This is a genomic window from Deltaproteobacteria bacterium (assembly GCA_016210005.1).
GTDB lineage: Bacteria > Desulfobacterota > Binatia > HRBIN30 > JACQVA1 > JACQVA1.
The window spans coordinates 1-16,707 of the sequence record JACQVA010000251.1 but is presented as its reverse complement, the minus strand read 5'-3'; the positions used below and the strand labels follow the sequence as shown (position 1 = coordinate 16,707).

At 65.0% G+C, this 16,707-nt stretch carries 12 protein-coding genes and 1 pseudogene; 5 read left to right on the top strand and 8 right to left on the bottom strand.

All coding sequences use genetic code 11. The annotated features are described in order from the left end of the window. Nucleotides 1-127 precede the first annotated feature (127 nt). Nucleotides 128-775, top strand: coding sequence for an adenylate/guanylate cyclase domain-containing protein (locus tag HY699_23560; GenBank protein ID MBI4518783.1), 648 nt, complete (start codon nt 128-130; stop codon nt 773-775). A gap of 206 nt (nt 776-981) precedes the next feature. On the opposite strand, the gene HY699_23555 is transcribed toward HY699_23560, so the two are convergent. Next, on the bottom strand, nt 982-1,260 hold the full coding sequence (locus HY699_23555; protein MBI4518782.1) for a hypothetical protein: 279 nt from the start codon (nt 1,258-1,260) through the stop codon (nt 982-984). A gap of 2 nt (nt 1,261-1,262) precedes the next feature. Further along, entirely contained in the window at nt 1,263-2,129 is an 867-nt protein-coding gene (metF, locus tag HY699_23550; GenBank protein MBI4518781.1) for a methylenetetrahydrofolate reductase [NAD(P)H], read from the bottom strand. Nucleotides 2,130-2,244: 115 nt separating this feature from the next. Here metF and thiI point away from each other — a divergent pair, with 115 nt between their 5' ends. Beyond that, on the top strand, nt 2,245-3,723 hold the full coding sequence (gene thiI / locus HY699_23545; protein MBI4518780.1) for a tRNA 4-thiouridine(8) synthase ThiI: 1,479 nt from the start codon (nt 2,245-2,247) through the stop codon (nt 3,721-3,723). Between the two features lie 74 nt (nt 3,724-3,797). After that, nucleotides 3,798-4,721, top strand: coding sequence for a DNA-processing protein DprA (locus tag HY699_23540; protein ID MBI4518779.1), 924 nt, complete (start codon nt 3,798-3,800; stop codon nt 4,719-4,721). A 15-nt stretch (nt 4,722-4,736) separates the two neighbouring features. On the opposite strand, the gene HY699_23535 is transcribed toward HY699_23540, so the two are convergent. Continuing rightward, nucleotides 4,737-5,207 carry a DUF721 domain-containing protein gene (locus tag HY699_23535; protein ID MBI4518778.1) on the bottom strand — a complete coding sequence of 157 codons (471 nt, stop codon included), beginning with the start codon at nt 5,205-5,207 and terminating at the stop codon, nt 4,737-4,739. Between the two features lie 133 nt (nt 5,208-5,340). Between HY699_23535 and HY699_23530 the strand changes: the two genes are divergently transcribed. After that, nucleotides 5,341-8,085, top strand: a complete 2,745-nt coding sequence (locus tag HY699_23530; GenBank protein MBI4518777.1) for a vitamin B12-dependent ribonucleotide reductase — start codon at nt 5,341-5,343, stop codon at nt 8,083-8,085. Between the two features lie 726 nt (nt 8,086-8,811). Here the strand turns inward: HY699_23530 and HY699_23525 are convergent. From HY699_23525 to HY699_23505, 5 genes and pseudogenes are all read right to left on the bottom strand, one after another. Then, nucleotides 8,812-9,828, bottom strand: a complete 1,017-nt coding sequence (locus HY699_23525) for a BON domain-containing protein (GenBank protein ID MBI4518776.1) — start codon at nt 9,826-9,828, stop codon at nt 8,812-8,814. Between the two features lie 335 nt (nt 9,829-10,163). Next, nucleotides 10,164-10,985, bottom strand: a pseudogene (locus HY699_23520) (DUF1207 domain-containing protein). Between the two features lie 480 nt (nt 10,986-11,465). Next, nucleotides 11,466-11,768, bottom strand: coding sequence for a hypothetical protein (locus HY699_23515; protein MBI4518775.1), 303 nt, complete (start codon nt 11,766-11,768; stop codon nt 11,466-11,468). A gap of 90 nt (nt 11,769-11,858) precedes the next feature. Next, complete coding sequence (locus HY699_23510; GenBank protein ID MBI4518774.1) at nt 11,859-14,072, bottom strand: hypothetical protein; 2,214 nt, start codon at nt 14,070-14,072, stop codon at nt 11,859-11,861. A gap of 357 nt (nt 14,073-14,429) precedes the next feature. Continuing rightward, nucleotides 14,430-15,425, bottom strand: coding sequence for a PAS domain S-box protein (locus HY699_23505; GenBank protein MBI4518773.1), 996 nt, complete (start codon nt 15,423-15,425; stop codon nt 14,430-14,432). A 280-nt stretch (nt 15,426-15,705) separates the two neighbouring features. On the opposite strand from HY699_23505, the gene HY699_23500 reads away from it, so the two are divergent. Further along, the gene (locus tag HY699_23500) at nt 15,706-16,293 is read left to right on the top strand and encodes a hypothetical protein (protein MBI4518772.1); all 588 of its coding nucleotides are present in this window, start codon (nt 15,706-15,708) and stop codon (nt 16,291-16,293) included. Nucleotides 16,294-16,707 lie beyond the last annotated feature (414 nt).

Sequence of the window (16,707 nt, the reverse complement as noted above, 5' to 3'; positions counted from 1 at the left end):
CGCCTGGACGACATCGCCGAGTTCTTCAAAGTCTTTGCCAAGCTTGCTGAAGGACCCTAACATCTCACGTCACCGTGTCCAGCGAACACTTCTCGGGCAGGATCAGGACATAGCCGGCGAGTTGGGGATGAAGCTGGTCGTGGAGAAGGCGCTGACGCTGAAGCTGCACGCCCAAGGTATCGCGAGCAATGACGTCAAGACCTCGATCGAAACCGTGGCCGCGGCGGTCGAGCGCCAGCAGCCCGACCTGAGCGGCAGCGTTGCCCCCGACGGCATGGTCACTCTGATGTTCAGCGACATGGAAGGGTTCACGGCGATGACCGAGCGGCTCGGTGACAGCGGGGCATTCAAGGTCATTCAAGCGCATAACGCCATCGTGCGCGAGCAGTTGCGGGCGCACGGCGGTCATGAGCTGGAGCTGCAAGGCGACGGCTTCCTGCTTGGCTTCGCGCAGCCCCTGAGCGGTGTGCGCTGTGCCATCGCCATCCAGCGCGCGTTTGCGGGATACAGCGCCGAGCATCGCGAGCAGCCGATCCGCGTACGCATCGGGTTGCATTGCGGCCAAGCGATCAAGGACCGTGACAAATTCTTCGGCCGTACGGTGATCCTGGCGGCACGCATTGCGGCACAGGCGACCGGCGGAGAGATCCTGGTCTCCGCGGCCCTTAAGGATGTCACACAGGGCGCGAGCGGGCTGTGCTTCGATGCCGGGCGTAGCGTCGAGCTGAAGGGGATAGCGACACCGCAGCGTGTCCATGGAGTCGCTTGGCCGTAGGTGACGCTAGGCGCCACCCGGTCAGGGACTCCTCAGAGGCTGTGAAAAACTGGCAGGGGTGGAGCAATGCTCCACCCCTCAACAATGATGCCATTCGCTCCGCCTTCCGAATCTTGAGGGCGGGAGCGGTGCTCCCGCCGCACTTCGTCGCGACCGCGGGCACATCGTTGATTTCCCCACAGGCTCTCAGCGGTGGTTTTGGCCGTTCAGTCCAGCGGCTCACTGTCGCCGCTGGCGGCAGTTTCGGGCTCGTGATCGTAGTCGGCTAGCCGCGGCTGATCATCGTCCACCCACACCATGTGCGCGCCGCAATGCAGGCACAAGGCGTCGAGGTATGAGATCCCGCGCACGCTGCCGAGCGGCAGGCGCTGGCGGTGTTTACGGCCGCCGGTGTCTTCACAGACGTGCAGCAACAAGCGCCCTTTCGCTCCCACGTGGGTGCGGCGTGGCGGCTGCAACGGCGTGAAAGTGATGATGGTTGCCACGGCTAGCGCCGCAGTTCCGCCAGGATGGTACGGGTGGCTGGTGACTGGTTGAGGGTATAGAAATGAATGCCGGGCACGCCGCCGGCCAGCAAATCACGACACTGCGCCGTGGCGTGCTCGATGCCGACGGTGCGCGCCGCCGCTTCATCGTCGCGCACCGCGTTCAGGCGCGCCTGGAGGTCGTGCGGTATGCTGGCGCCGCACATCAGCGTCATGCGCTCGATCTGGGCCACGTTGGTGATCGGCATGATGCCAGGCACGATCGGCACGCCAATCCCGTGCGCCCGCGCGCGCTCGACGAAAGCAAAATAGGCGGTGTTGTCGAAGAACAACTGAGTGATGACAAAGTCTAAGCCGGCGTCGACTTTGAGCCGCAGGTGTTCGAGGTCGAGCGCCAAGTCGCGGCACTCGGTGTGACCCTCGGGATAACCCGCACCGCCGAGGGCCATCGGGTAGCCGCAGCGGCGGATGAACTCCACCAGCTCGCAGGCGTAGGCAAAGCCGTTGGCCGGGCGCTGGAACTGGGGCTGGTCCCGCGGCGGGTCGCCGCGCAGCGCCAGCACGTTTTCGATCCCGTTTGCCTGCAGCGCCGCAAGTTCGGCGGCAATCTGCTCCCGGCTCGAGCCGACGCAGGTCAGGTGAGCCATCGCCTCGATCCCGACCTCGTGCTTGATGTGGGTGACCCACTCGACGGTCTTGCTGCGCACCGAGCCCCCGGCCCCACAGGTTACAGAGACAAAGGCAGGCTCCAGCTCGCGCAGCCGGGCGATGGTTCCGTACAGGGCCTGCTCGCCCTGTTCGGTCTTGGGCGGGAAGAACTCGAATGAGAACACCGGCCCATCCTGGGCAAATAGCTCTGGTATCTTCACGCCACCAGAAGATAGAGCAAAGCGGGGCCGGCGCGCAAACACTCGTTCGCGCAGCCACAGCCGCGGCCGCGCGAAACCCCACCGTAGCGGGGTTGATCGTGTTCCGCCTCATGGAATGTTGGGGTTTCACTCCTCATTCCGCTTGGCAGCTTGGCGGGCACCGTTCTTCGGATCGGGTCCGTTGCGTAGCGTCACTCTACCCGCTCTTGCAGCCGCGATCCTTCTGTGGGACCGCGTCGCCGCTGGTTGTTGGGTGCGGCTCGCGGTGTGCTATGGTCGGCCGGTGAATCGGATCATCTGCCGCTATCACGAAGTCGCGCTCAAACGCGGGAACCGCCCGTTGTTCGTGCGCCAACTCATCAATAACATCGGCCGCGCGTTGCGTGGCACGGGTGTGCGCCGGATCAAACCGGCGCCCGGGCGCATCGTGGTCATCCTGGGCAAGGATGCCGACTGGCCGGTGATCCAGCAGCGGCTGTCACAGGTGTTCGGCCTTGCCAACTTCGCTTTGGCGCAGCGCACCGAGCGCAACCTCGAGCAGCTCACCGACGCCATCCTCGCGGCCGTCAAGGAGCGCACTTTCGCTAGTTTCGCCATTCACACCAAGCGCGCCGACAAGTCGTTCCCGCTGCCGTCGCCCGAGATCAACAGCATAATCGGCGCGGCGGTGCAGGCGCAGAGCGGGGCGGCGGTGAATCTCTCTGATCCGGCGCTGCTCATTACCGCCGAGATTCTGCCGCGCGAGGCCTTCTTCTCCCTCGAAAAGCTCGCGGGCGCCGGCGGCTTGCCGGTCGGTACCGGCGGCCAACTTGTGACCCTGCTCTCCGGCGGAATCGACTCGCCGGTGGCGGCGTGGCGGATGATGCGGCGCGGTTGCCGGCTCGACTTCGTGCACTTCCACGGTGCGCCGTTTCAGGACCGCGCCAGCCGCGACAAGGCCGTCGAACTGGTGCGCGCATTGACGCCGTACCAGTTCGAGTCGTCGCTGCACTTGGTGGCCTTCGGCGAGGTGCAGCGCGAGATCGTCACCCAGGTGCGGCGGCCTTACCGCGTTGTGCTCTACCGGCGCATGATGATGCGTATCGCTGCCGCCATCGCCCAACAGGCCGGTGCCGCCGCCCTGGTAACCGGCGAGAGTCTCGGGCAAGTAGCCTCGCAGACCCTGGCGAACTTGTGCGTTACGGCTCAGGCCACCGAGCTGCCCGTGCTGCGTCCGCTGATCGGCATGGACAAGCACGAGATCACACAGCAAGCGCAAGCGATCGGCACTTACGAGATTTCAATCCAACCGGATCAAGACTGCTGCCAGCTGTTTGTGCCGCGCCATCCCGCCACACGCATGTCGGTGGCCGAAGCGCAGGCGGCCGAAGCGGCACTCGAAGTGCCGGCGCTGGTGCAGCATGCGCTTGACCGCACCGAGATCGTGCACATCGGTGAGCCGGCCGGCGGGCGCCACCGGCCGCGGAACAATGCCGATGTCGAGCACCAACTGCTGGATGGCGAAGCGGAACCGGCAACGCCCGCCGATGCCGGGGTACGCGGCGTAGATGGCGGCGGCGATGGCTGCAGCGATCGCGGCGGTGTGCCCGGGTAGGAGAGCGAGTTCTATTCTCGGTGCGACGTTGCCTCTTGGCGCGCTTGATCGCAGTCAACCGGTGGAGCTGAGCCATGGACGACGAAATAACGCTGGCAGCGGTTATGCTCTCGCAGTTGCCGCACGTGGGCGAAAAAGCGGCCACACGCGTCCTCCAGCTCAATGCTGCCCGCGGCCTCGGTCTGGCGGAGTTCTTCCGCCTGCCCGCGGCGACGCTCGTGGACGATTACAAGCTGCCGGCGCCCGCGGTGGAGCACATCTGCCGTGAAGCCGAGCGGCGGCAGCGCGAGGCCCAGGAGTTGGTCGGGCGCATGGTCGCCGGCGGCGTCGCGGCTTGGTTGCCCGCCGATGCGTTGTATCCCACCCGCTGGCGCGAGCGCCTCGAGCCCCATCCGCCGGTGGTGTTTGCGCTCGGTGCGGCCGCGGCTTTGGAAGCGCCGGTGCTGGCCGTGCTGAACTCGCGCACGGTGCACGAGCGCGCCGTGAGCGCGACCATTCGGGTAACGCAAGCGGCGGCGGCGCAGGACTTGGTGGTGGCCAGCGGTGGCATGAAGGCCTCGCACCGGATCGCCGCCGTGCTGGCACGCTCGGCACCGGCGCGGGTGATCATATTGGATCGCGGCCTGTTCGCCGCCTTCGGGCGCCACCTCGACCGCGACCCCTTCGGACTGGGCCCAGGCCGGGGTGTGCTCGACGCCACCCGCACCCTGGTGCTGTCGCCGTTTCGGCTCTGTGATCACGCGGTGGCACGCAACGGGGCCCGGCGCGACGAGTTGATTGCCGCGCTCGCCGATGTGATCGTCGCCGTGCACACGCGGCCCGGTGGTGAAATCGAGCGCATCTGCTTTGCTGCCCTCGATCGCGGGCAATGCGTGCTCTCCTGGCTGGGCGAGAACGCCGGCTTGTTGGCAGCCGGCGCGATATCGATTGATGATGACGACCTCGCCGACTTGCGCCGATTCCTGCCCGCAGCCGTCAAGGAATGCAACGACCGATGAATGCTGCGGCCGCCGTCACTTGCCCCGGCGCCGGCGCGCGTGGGCGCGAGCAATGCGTGTGAGCAAGGCATCGAGGCGCGCATCCCCGCTGGATGGTAGCGCGGCCATCACCGGCACCTCGGCTTCGCTCTGCGCCGGCGGCGCGCTGGGCGCGACTACGGCCGCCGGCTTCACCGAGCCCGAGACGAAGTAGATGTCGCGCAGCAACGGCGGGTCGGTTTCACCCAAACGTTGGTTGAGTCGGGTGCGGATGTCGTCCTTGAGAAACTGCAGTTCCTGCATCCAGGTGTGGCTGGCGACGGTAACGAAGAGGATGCCGTTGCGAAAGCGTGCCGGCTGCGCCCGCTGCGCGATCGCGGCGCCGACGATCTCATCCCAGCACTTCCACAGCGCGTAGGCTCGCAGCTGACGTTCGGGATCGACGCGCAGCAGCACGGTAGGCAGAACCCCGGCGATCGAATCGGGGCGGTCAGCGCGTACGGCCATCGCGGCATCGTACTGGGGCCGGGCGCGAAATGCGAGCCTGAGGGGAAAATTGCGGGGCTTGAAAAAAAACTCTTGACAACACAATATATGGTGGTGCATATACCAGACCCCCACAAGATAAAGGGAGATGACCATGGTGGAGAGGGCGCGGCGGAGAGAGGAGGACGGGCGGATGCTGGGTGAGGCAGCCGATACCTCGCCGGCCACTGGCCTACGCTTGCGGCGCTTGTTCACCACCGCGGGCGAAGACCCGTACGCCACGGTGGAATGGGAGTTGCGCAGCGCGGTCATCCAAGGCGAAGGCGGCGAGGTCGTCTTCGAGCAGCACGACGTAGAGTTCCCCAAGACCTGGTCGCAGCTGGCCACCAACGTGGTGGTCTCGAAGTACTTCCGCGGCCACTTGGGCAGCCCGCAGCGCGAGCGTAGCGTACGCCAGCTCATCGGCCGTGTGACCGACACCTTGCGTGCCTGGGCCGAGCGCCAAGGGTACTTCGCCACGCCGGAGGACGCGCAGACGTTCAGCGACGAGCTGACCCACTTGCTGCTGCACCAAAAGCTCTCGTTCAACAGCCCGGTGTGGTTCAACGTCGGGATCGAACCGCGGCCTCAGTGTTCGGCCTGCTTCATCTTGTCGGTGCAGGACACGATGGAGTCGATCCTCGGCTGGTATCGCAACGAAGGCATCATCTTCAAAGGCGGCTCGGGCTCGGGCGTGAACCTCTCCCCGATCCGTTCCGGCAAGGAGAAACTCGCCGGTGGCGGCACCGCCTCCGGACCGGTGTCGTTCATGAAAGCGGCCGACGCCTCCGCGGGCGTGATCAAGTCGGGCGGCAAGACCCGCCGGGCGGCCAAGATGGTGGTGCTCAACCTCGATCACCCCGACATCGTCGAGTTCATCAAGTGCAAGGAAGAGGAAGAAAAGAAGGCCTGGGCGCTGATCGACGCCGGCTATGACGGCTCGCTCGATGGGCCGGCCTACGGCTCGGTGTTCTTCCAAAACGCCAACAACTCGGTGCGGGCGACCGACGAGTTCATGAAGGCGGTCGAGGAAGATGGCCAGTGGCATACCCGGGCGGTGCTGAGCGGCGCGGTGATGGGTACCTACAAGGCGCGCGACCTGCTGCGCATGATCGCCGAAGCCACACACCTGTGCGGCGACCCGGGTATGCAGTTCGACACCACGATCAACGCCTGGCACACCTGTCCCGCCAGCGGCCGGATCAACGCCTCCAATCCGTGCTCCGAATACATGCACCTCGACAACTCGGCCTGCAATCTCGCCTCGCTCAACCTGATGAAGTTCGTCAGCGACGATGGCGACTTCGACGTCGAGGCCTTCCGCCACGCGGTCAGCATCGTGACCACGGCGCAGGACATCATCGTCGACAACTCCAGCTACCCGACGCCGGAGATCACCGCCAACGCCAAGGCCTTCCGCGAGCTGGGCCTGGGCTACGCCAACCTCGGCGCGCTGCTGATGTCGCTGGGCTTGCCCTATGACTCCGACGCCGGCCGCCACTACGCCGCAGCGATCACCTCGCTGATGTGCGGCGAAGCCTACCTGCAATCGGCGCGCGTGGCTCAGCACATGGGGCCTTATGCCGGCTATGCACCGAACCGCGAGCCCCAGCTCGAAGTCATCGCCAAGCACCGTAGCTGTTCGCACAAGATCGACTCGGCTTACGTGCCGCTCGACTTGCTCTCGGCGGCGCGCCAAGTCTGGGACGATGCCCACGCCCTCGCCAAAGTGGCCGGCGTACGCAACTCGCAGCTGACCGTGCTCGCGCCCACCGGCACCATCGCCTTCATGATGGATTGCGACACCACCGGGGTGGAGCCCGACATCGCGCTGGTGAAGTACAAGAAGCTGGTCGGCGGCGGCATGCTGAAGATCGTCAACCAGACCGTGCCGCGCGCACTCAAACGGCTGGGTTACGAATCGAAGCAGATTCAGGACATCATCGAGTTCATCGATGACCACGACACCATCGAGGGTGCGCCGCATTTGCGCGATGCCGATTTGCCGGTGTTCGACTGCGCCTTTAAGGCCGCGAAGGGCAGCCGCTGCATTCATCACCTCGGCCACCTGCGGATGATGGGTGCGGTGCAGCCGTTTATTTCGGGCGCGATTTCCAAGACCATCAACATGCCCAACGAAGCCACCGTCGACGACATCGCCGAGGCCTATATGGAGGCCTGGCGCTTGGGCGTGAAAGCGGTGGCGATCTACCGTGACGGCTGTAAACGCACCCAGCCGCTCAACACCGCGCGCGACGACAAGAAGGTCACGGTCGAGGCGCGGCCGGAATTCCGCCCGGTGCGCCGGCGCTTGCCCCAGGATTGCCGCTCGGTGCGGCACAAGTTCGAGATTGCCGGCCACGAGGGCTACATCCACGTCGGCTTTTACGAAGACGGCACCCCGGGCGAGATTTTCATCAAGATGGCCAAGGAGGGCAGCACCATCTCCGGCCTGATGGATACGATCGCGACGCTGACCTCGCTGGCGTTGCAATACGGCGTGCCGCTCGAAGCCTTGGTCGGCAAGTTCAGTCACGTTCGCTTCGAGCCGTCGGGATTCACCAAGAACCCCGAGATCCCGATGGCCAAGTCGCTCACCGACTACATCTTCCGCTTTCTCGGCACCCGTTTTCTCAATGCCGAGCAGCGCAGCGGAATGGGTCTGGGGGCGCCCAGCAGCGCCAGCGAGCCGGAGGCCGCCGGTGGCGCGCCGGCGGGAGATGCAGCGCGCTTGGTCGAGTCGTTGGGGTTCAGCCCGCAGGCCGATGCGCCGAGCTGCACCGACTGCGGGGCGATCATGGTGCGCAACGGCAGCTGCTACAAGTGCCTCAACTGCGGGGCGACTAGCGGCTGCTCGTAGGTGGAGGTGCAGATCGCCGCAGTGGCGCCCGGCGGGGGCCGGGGCGTTGCGGTGTGCAAGCGTGGGGAGTGCGGTGGGGTGGTGGCCGGTGTTGAGGACTCCCCGGCGGTTGGGGGGTGGTGGCCGAGCAGTCTCGGGCGGGGCGCCAACGGGCGCCCCGCGGTGCTTTTAGTTGCGCGGTAACCCTTTCTCATCTCGAACGCGGCGCAGATGCGGCCGCGTTCGACACGAACTTCATTCGTTAAGCAAGCACGGATCGAATCGCGGGCCGATCCGTTCGTGCGCCCCGCAATTGTGCACTACCAAGGCGCCGGAACCGGAGGAAGTCCGACGTCGACGGCCCAGCGCGTGGTTTGTTCCAACGCAGCGTTGACGAAGCCCTGGATCAGCCTGCGGTCCCGCAAGGAGAGCTGGCTGGCAAGATAGTGGGGGGTGTGCGACAAATTTGTGGGTAACGTGCAGCCGACCGGGCAAATCCTCACCAGTCTGACAGTACTGTGTACTGTCAGGCCGAGGCCCATGGCCGAAAGGGACGCAATTGGTCATCTTCCAGGCGCGGCGCCACTTCTTCAGCTGCTTCTCCCGCACGATTGCGGTCTCTGCGCAGTCCGGAGTCGTGCGCTTCGTAGTGGACCCGCTTGTCAACGCCGTACTTGGCCGCACGAGATGCTGCGCGACGTGCGACCACATTGCCCCATATTCCACTAGCCGTGGACCTGCCCCAGATTAGTCCGCGATGCGCAGATCGTCCTGTACCGAGCACACGCCCTGCGTCGCACGCGCAACCATCGCCGCTTCGAGGCGGTCCATCCCGGTGGAAACGGTTCCGGTCAGCCGCGCGGCGCAGTTCTTCACTTGAATGCTGATGTCCTTGAAGTCAGCATGGTCCTGAAAGGTCTTCCTCATGTCGCGCTCGATGTCGTCGTCATTCGCCTTCACGGCGGGCTGCGTGGCGCTCGACACCACCTGCAGTTCGTTCATGACACGCTTGACACCGCTCACTTTGCGCGCATCGGCCTCTGCGGCCCGCTTCGCTTCCTTCCCGGGCACCATGCCGAACAGCGTCACCACGCCATCTCGCGTGTCCACATTTATATCGAGCGCCGGCGTCCGGCTGTCGGCCAACAGGCGCATCTTCGTCATCGAGGTGATATACACGTCGCGCGACGCGTTCCCTACACCATACGCGGCATTGGACACCTGGGCCTTCTTGGCGTCGCGCCAGATTTCCGCGTCAGTCAAGGTGTCCGGGCTCTGGATTTCGCTCGTGATGCGTCGGACGCCGGGGACGCCAGCCGCGACCTCGACGGCGCTCAGGTGATCCGCCAGCGTCTTCGCCGTCCCCACGAGCAGTACCACACCGTTGTTCACGGATTTCAGGGAGATGCTGCTCCCATTCAGAGAAGCGTTGGCTTTTAGCGCTTGGGTAACTCCCTTGTTGATGCGGTCGTCAGATCGCTGCACCGCCTTCTCGTTCCGCCGCGCCACCACCTCCAGGAGGTTCACCATCCCCTGCACGCCGTCGATCGTCTTGGCGACGCTCTCGGCCTTCTCCCTCTCCTCGCCGGAGCGCACCTTGCCGTGTAATGTCACACGATGATTGATGGTATCGACTCTCACGGCCGTACCGCTGACGCCCTCGGTCGTGAGCAGCGCCAACTTGATCTTCGTAGTTATCCAGGCGTCGCTCGGTGACGCCAGAGCAGGGCCCGGCATGGTGCAGCTCAGCATCGCGACGAGCACACTGGCCCTCCATCCAGCTGCTCGGGAATTGATTCTGCTTCGTTGGGTCATGTTTCTCCTTCCGTCGTTCGATGTGACACGTGTTGCGTGATGTGCGACGCTGTGTCAGTGAGCGCCGCCGCGGTTACCCAATTGTGATCGGGCCTCGGCCACCGAACAGCGCGACAGCGCTTCTACAGTAGGTGCGGTGGCGCTTGTGACGCTGACGAGAGCGATTACAGTGAAGTCGGCTTGGAATGCTGCGCTCGAAGAACGCGGAGTCAATCGCGACGGCTCCTTCCTCGCTACGTCTCGGTGCCTTGGCGCTACGCTCTCATGCCGACGCGGCGAGGGGTTCAGAAGTGGAGATGGCCGCCGATGCCGACGTACTCGACGTTGTTCACGTAGAACTGTCCGTTGGGGGACTTGCCGTGAAAATACTCCGCCAGCAGCTGGAAGTTGCGCGTGGTTCCCCGGCTGAGCTGCACACCGATTCGAGGGGAATAGTCGCCGGCCCATCCGCCCTCTTGGTGGAACTTCACGTCGAATGCCGCGATCGGGCGCACCTTGAAATGCGAAAGTGGGGCGATTCTTTGAGTGACCAACTGCAGGCCCCCCTCCTCCAAGCCGACCCACTCTATGCCACCCTGCGTTGCTATTGGGTCGAGGTGGGGCTCGTTGTGGACGATGTACCCGGCCCCGGCGTAAGTGCGAAAACCCCAGGGCCATTCGTAGGAGCCAAGGACATCGAGCATCTCATAACTCAGATTGACGCGCGTGGGGGAAGAGTGCCGCAGCAGAAACTCGTCTCCCAGATGCGAGCTCTGATGAAAGGCCCGGAACAGGGCACTGAACTTTCCGTTGCGATAGGCGACCGGCAGACCGATCATATAATCGGCGTTGAGGAGATCGAATGACTTGGAGCCCAAATCGAAGATCGAGAATACACCCGCCTGAATTCCGAGATCGACGGCCGAGTGCGGGCTCACGTGAAATCGCACGAGAGAGAAGGACTCTCCGAAGCTGACGCCCGCCGCATGCTTCAAGGCCTTGTCGCCGAGATAATAGTGGTACGCGGCCGAGAAGTGCGGCCAACGGGGATCGGCGAGTAGCGGCAAGAATACCGTGGGCCGGGGAACGACTCCACGGAAGAAATCTCCTCTACGACCAGGCGGTACTGACCGTGACCGTTCTTGTCGAGAATCCCCTGCAGCTTGTTGCGGTCGTTGTCGCTCAGGTCACCGGCGATCGTAATCAGCCGGCCCTTCACGGTTACCGCGGGCGCGGCCATCTTGAATTCCTGCTGCAAGATCGCCGCTACGTAACCGCGAATGTAACTTTCGTCTTCCGTGCTCTCCGCCGCCGCGCCTGACGGCAGCCGGCAACAGATGATGAGAGCATACGCGCAGACGAGCAACCGTCGACGCCACGCCCGTAACGGTGCCGTATGTTCTCTTGCGGCCGGGGCGACTCCTGCCGCTATCGGGTTCGCGTTCTTGCTGAACTCGTCCATGTATGTCCTCCGTCAATTGAGCTGATTGAGGCGTGTGCGAGGGGGGGCCCCATCTGCGCACGACCGCGAGCCTCGTCCAGTGATGCCGGTGCAGTCCTGGGAAGGCACCGTAGGAACCGTGGTGAACTCCGCCAGGCCCGTGTTCTCAAAACAGCGCCCCGACGACCCGAAACGGGAAGCTGACAAGGGCCCACACCAGGCCGAAAGCACTGCCGACGATTCCAGGAGAACTCTTGTCGCTCTCCGTCGTGGTGCTGGTTGTTACGGTGCTCGCGGCTGGACGTTGCGGCTGCGCCTCGTCGCTGTCAGCCGCAGCGGCCGGCTCCTCGGTCCTAACCGTCTGCGTGGTCTTGGTCACGTGGCTCGCGCACCCCGCGGCCACGCCGAGCGTCAGCAGGCCGAGGAGCAACCCCACGGCCATCACCTTTGTTCTTGTTCTGTGGTGCACGTTGTCCTCCTCCTGTTGAGCATGGGTATTCGCCGGCTCCCAGGCTTTCCCCTGCGAACCCGCTTCACTGAAGCCGGAGACCGCCAACGACTATCGCTCCTGTCCCGGCGCCTCGTGCGCCTTCTTTGGGTCGCCTTGCGCCGGGCGCCCACGTGAGGGTTGCTGCGGGGCCGCCCGCTCCCGTGGCGGAGCCTGCGGATGCGATGGCTGCTGCGGAGCCGCCGGCTGCTGTGGCGGCGCCTCTGGGGGTGCCGGTCGCTCGGCGCGCGAGCTGGGCGGCACTTCGCGAGCAGGAGCGGGGCGACTGCGTTCACGAACGGCGGGGGGTGCGGGCGCTTGCCCCGGCGGGCTGGTTCGCTCCAAACGCTCGCGCTTCCCACGCGGTGGCGCCTGCCCCGATGGGCTAGTCCGTTCCACACGCTCGCGCTTGTCGCGCGGTGGCGCCTGCCCCGATGGGCTAGTCCGTTCCACACGCTCGCGCTTGTCGCGCGGTGGCGCCTGCCCCGATGGGCTAGTCCGTTCCACACGCTCGCGCTTCTCGCGCGGTGGCCGAGGTGGCATCGCACGCTCGGATGTGACCGGTGCTGCGGGCTTTGGCCGCTCGGCGCGCGCTGGCGGGCCGGAGGACCGCTCTGAGCGTCCGGTTTCGACCCGACTGGGGCGCTGCGCTCCGGACACTGGCGGTGGCTGCTGTCCCGACGGGCCGGCTCGCTCCATGCGTTCGCGTTTTCCGCCCTGCGGGCCGGTTGCTTCCGGAGCCGTGGCCCCGACGCCCGCCTGCGGTCGTGCACCGGAAACGCCAGATCCGCGCTGTGCTCGCACGACACGTGGCTCGGGTCTCATCACGGGCGCCTTGGCCTCGATGCCCTTGGCCCGCAGACGGCTCATCGGATCTTGCGGCGCTCGTGTGGTCACGACCTGGCGCCTCTGCAGTCGATCAGGCGGACGCTGCCCATGCGCTTCGCGCGGCACGAGGCTCGCCGCCACTGGCTGCACCTTGAGATCGCCTCGCATGGGCTTCAACCGTTGCACGAGCGCCGCATCGAGTCGCACGTGCTCAGCGCGGCCGCGGCCGAACTGGTTGCGATCCGCTCCAATCACGGCGTTCCTGATCTCGACGTTCTGAAACCTGTTTACGTTTGTGACATTGACGATTGTCGTGTTGTTGATGACGACGTTGTTCACGACGCGCGGGCCACCCCAGCCGCCCCAGTAGGGCCGGCCGACGAACCCCCGGTGCCCCCACCACGGGATGATCGGTTCACCGAAACCGAGCGCAACCCAGCTCACGAAAGGGAGGCCGACGCCAACGGACACCCCGATGCCGGGAGCTCCGAAGAACGCCACCAGCGCGGGCGAGTAGACCGGTGCCACTACCACCGGGCCTGGAGCCCAGCCCCAGAATCCGTCGACGTACACCCACCGGCCGTAGTGATACGGAGCCCAACCCCACGGCGCTTCGTCGACCCAGGTCCACTGGTAGTATGGATCGTACACCCACCGGCCCGTGCTGTAGGGCGCCCAATCGGACCGCACGTCGCGCGGAACCCAGATGTGGCCATAGCGCGGCTGCTCGCGCCAGTCGCCGTAGCGGTCGAGATCGTCTGCGCCCGCGATCTCCGCCGGCACGTATTGCGCGCTGCGGGGCGCCTCGCCGAGCTGCGCCGAGCGATCGTGGTTCCAGCGATCCCACTCATCGGGCGCGGGCGCTGCATTTACGCTGACCTGAACTGCTTCGGTACCCTCGATGATGATCTGCTGGTTGTCGGAGACGTCGGTCGTCTCCCCGGCGACCGGCATGACCGTAGCTGTCCCACCGCGGGCGGCGCTGAATGCGGTCCTGTTCTCATCGATGTCAACGCGATAGTAGCCGGAACGATCGATGGTGAACGCGGCGTTCGGCGAATCAACCTCGATCGATTGGCCGCGGGGCAGCGTCTTCAGGTCAAGGGCGGCATGCCCTCCAGTGATCTGGAACTGCATGTAATCGGAGTCGAGCGTTGAGAGGTCGATCTGCGTGTTGCTGCCCGCGCGCACAAACTCACGCGGCCCGATCTGGATCTCCACGTTGGCACCGTCTCCGGCGTAGAGGGAGTCACCGGCGGCGATCGCGGTGTTAACCTGGGCTTGGGTCCACTCCTCGGCGCCCGGGCGCCAGAACGACACCGCGCCATCGACGAAGCGGAGCCGGGGCGGGGTGGGACCGCTGCGTGCGTTCTGTGCTTTGCCGGTGCACGGCTTGGGTCCGATCCCGCCAAGCGCGAACACACACGCGGTGACGGTTAGCAGGATGCGTCTCATCATTGGTAACCTCCCGGTCACGCCACAGCGCGGGCCGGCCCCGATCGCTTCGGCGCTGGCGCACAGCGTCGCCATACGTCGCTTATAAGAGAGGAACGGCAGGGCTCGTAAGCCCGGAGTACTACGCGCGTGGTTCTACGCGTGCGGTCCCTATTCCTTAACCGGCAGCCCGGTCAGGATCGGCTCACGTACATCCACGCGGTTAGGATCCCGGCGCCTGCAACATCGAATTGGCCGGCGTGGGACACAACACGTTACTATTCTCCCGCCGCGCCGCCACCCTGATAGTGGAAAACCTCGGCCCGCCTTCCTCAGGGGCCTAAGCACAGCATGCCCGCCAACGGCCTGCCTCATCTACGCCTACGCCGTGCGGGAGAAGCCGAGCAAGTCCGCTATGAGCTGTTCGATGCGCCGCGCGCCCGCCTGCACCTGATCAACGCAGTGGCGGCCTTGGCTGTCGAGCTGACCGGCGTGCTCCTCCCGCAGCAGCTTGCTGAAATCCTCGATCAGCCGCAGCGGCGCGCGGAGGTCGTGGGATATGGAATGCCTAAAGGCTTCGAACTCGTTGTTGATCGCCTCCGCCTGCGCCGTTCTCTCCTGAACCCGCCGTTCCAGCTCCGCATTGAGCGCGCCGATCTCTTGTTCCGCCCGTTTGCGTTCTGTAATAGTCCGGACATTGCACTGGATGACTCGGCTGCCGTTTTCCTGGTAGGCGTTGCCAACGACCTCCACGTCCGTGCGCCGCCCATCTTCCGATTCGAGGGGGAGATGCTCGTAGCGGATGTATTCCTTCGTCTGCAGATCGCGAAGGGCGCCCTGGTTCGCGGCAATGTCGCGGAACGCACCAAGCTCCCAGAGCTGCTTCCCCACCACTTGCTCGCGGGTATAGCCAAGCAACTCCAGCAAAAACGGGTTCACGTCGATGATCCCGCCGCTCTCGGCATCCAGGATGAAGATGCCATCCTCGGCCGTTTCGAACAGGCGCCGGTATCGGGTTTCGGAGGCTTTGAGCGCCGCTTCGACCCGCCGGCATGCCCGCCGTTCGTCAGCGGCGCGCAATTCGTGCTCGACCGCCGAACCTAGGCGCGCCAGATTTCGCTTACTGACGGCATCACATGCCCCGGCCTTCATAGCGGTCAAGGTAACGTCTTCGGTGACTTGGCTGGACACGACGATAACCGGCGCGTCAACACCGTGTTCGCCCACAATCTTCAGGGCGGCCGGAGCGCTGAACCCGGGTAGGGCCCAGTCGCACGTGATTAGGTCCCATTCCTGCCGCAGGGCGGCCTTCAACGCGGAGGCGCTTTGCACGACATGCGAAGCAACCTGGTGCCCGCGTCTCTGCAACTCGTGCACGATAAATTCGGCGTCGTCAGGATTATCTTCGATGACGAGAAGCCGGAGGGGCGTGGGGCATACCCCGCCAACGTCTCGGCCGCTTGGCTCCTCTGCGGCGCAGCCGGCAGAATCAGAGTAGGAAGGACCCACTACTCTCGTAACTCGCTCCATGCCGCTCTTGTACGCCCGGAGGCAGTGGACTGACAGATCGGGAAACTACGCGCGTAGAACTACGGGGTTCTCGGCGGAATCAATTATGGTACCCTCGCCGCCGTCCATCCCGAACTCCGAGGGGTAGGTGATCGGCAAGACGTGCTCGCACTATCCCACCGAACATGTCACGCTCCAACTATCGGACGCGCTCGAAGCCCTGATCGCCGCTGGCACCCCCGCCGATCGCGAATACGCGTACGACATTGTGCGGGTGTACGAGGAGGATACCGCCCCATTCATGTTCGCGCGGGCCGCGGTGACGGGCCGACTGGTGCAACAACAGGGTCTCCTGGCCGCGCATCTCGTCCCGGAGATCGAGCGCTGCGCCCGGCGGAGCCGAGATCTCGATCCCGACTTTCGCGGCGGGGCGGCCACGCGGCTGCTCGGCACCTTGTATGTCATGGCCCCCGCCGTGTTACTCCAGCATGGCGACTCCGAGATCGGCCTCCAACTGCTCGAAGGTTTGGCGCAGACGCACCCGGAGGTGCTCGAAAATCACCTGCGTCTCGCGGAGGCCTACATTGCCCTGGGCGACCCGGCGCCCGCCGGTCCGCACCTCTGCCGCTGTCTTGCCGGCAAGCCAGCCCTCCGCCCTGATGACCAGAGACTCCTCCAGCAGCTCGTTGACGACACCGGCTTGCCTCCGTGCGCGCCGACAACGGTTGCTCCGTGATGATGAACCCTTCGCGAACGACATCGTGACCGAGCGTGCGGAGGAACTCGACCGTCCGCGGCGAGATATGCACATCGGCCAGCAGGCGGCAGCTGGAGCGCGGTCAACGCCGGCGTGATCAACCCCACCGTCCTCGCACTAGCCATCAACCCGACCACGCCGAGGACGCTCTACGCCGGGATCGACGGGGGCGTATTTGACATCGAGCTTTCCTCTGGTGTTTCCTGCACCGGCGACTGCGACGGAAATAGTTCGGTCACTGTCGACGAGTTGGTGTGAACGGCGACGAGAAGCCGCCTGAATTTGGCGAAGAGCGCAAGGGAGCGCCGGATTCGTTCGCCAGAGTGTGAGAGGGAGATTGGTGATCCATCTTCTTGATGGATTTGCTTCGATCTCCTTGTTCTACTTCGCCGG

Excerpts from the sequence above, each read along its gene's own strand:
- HY699_23560 (MBI4518783.1), top strand. The coding sequence starts at position 128 with ATGAAGCTGGTCGTGGAGAAGGCGCTGACGCTGAAGCTGCACGCCCAA.
- thiI (MBI4518780.1), top strand. The coding sequence starts at position 2,245 with ATGTTGGGGTTTCACTCCTCATTCCGCTTGGCAGCTTGGCGGGCACCG.
- HY699_23540 (MBI4518779.1), top strand. The coding sequence starts at position 3,798 with ATGGACGACGAAATAACGCTGGCAGCGGTTATGCTCTCGCAGTTGCCG.
- HY699_23535 (MBI4518778.1), bottom strand. The coding sequence starts at position 5,207 with ATGGCCGTACGCGCTGACCGCCCCGATTCGATCGCCGGGGTTCTGCCT.
- HY699_23530 (MBI4518777.1), top strand. The coding sequence starts at position 5,341 with ATGGTGGAGAGGGCGCGGCGGAGAGAGGAGGACGGGCGGATGCTGGGT.
- HY699_23510 (MBI4518774.1), bottom strand. The coding sequence starts at position 14,072 with ATGATGAGACGCATCCTGCTAACCGTCACCGCGTGTGTGTTCGCGCTT.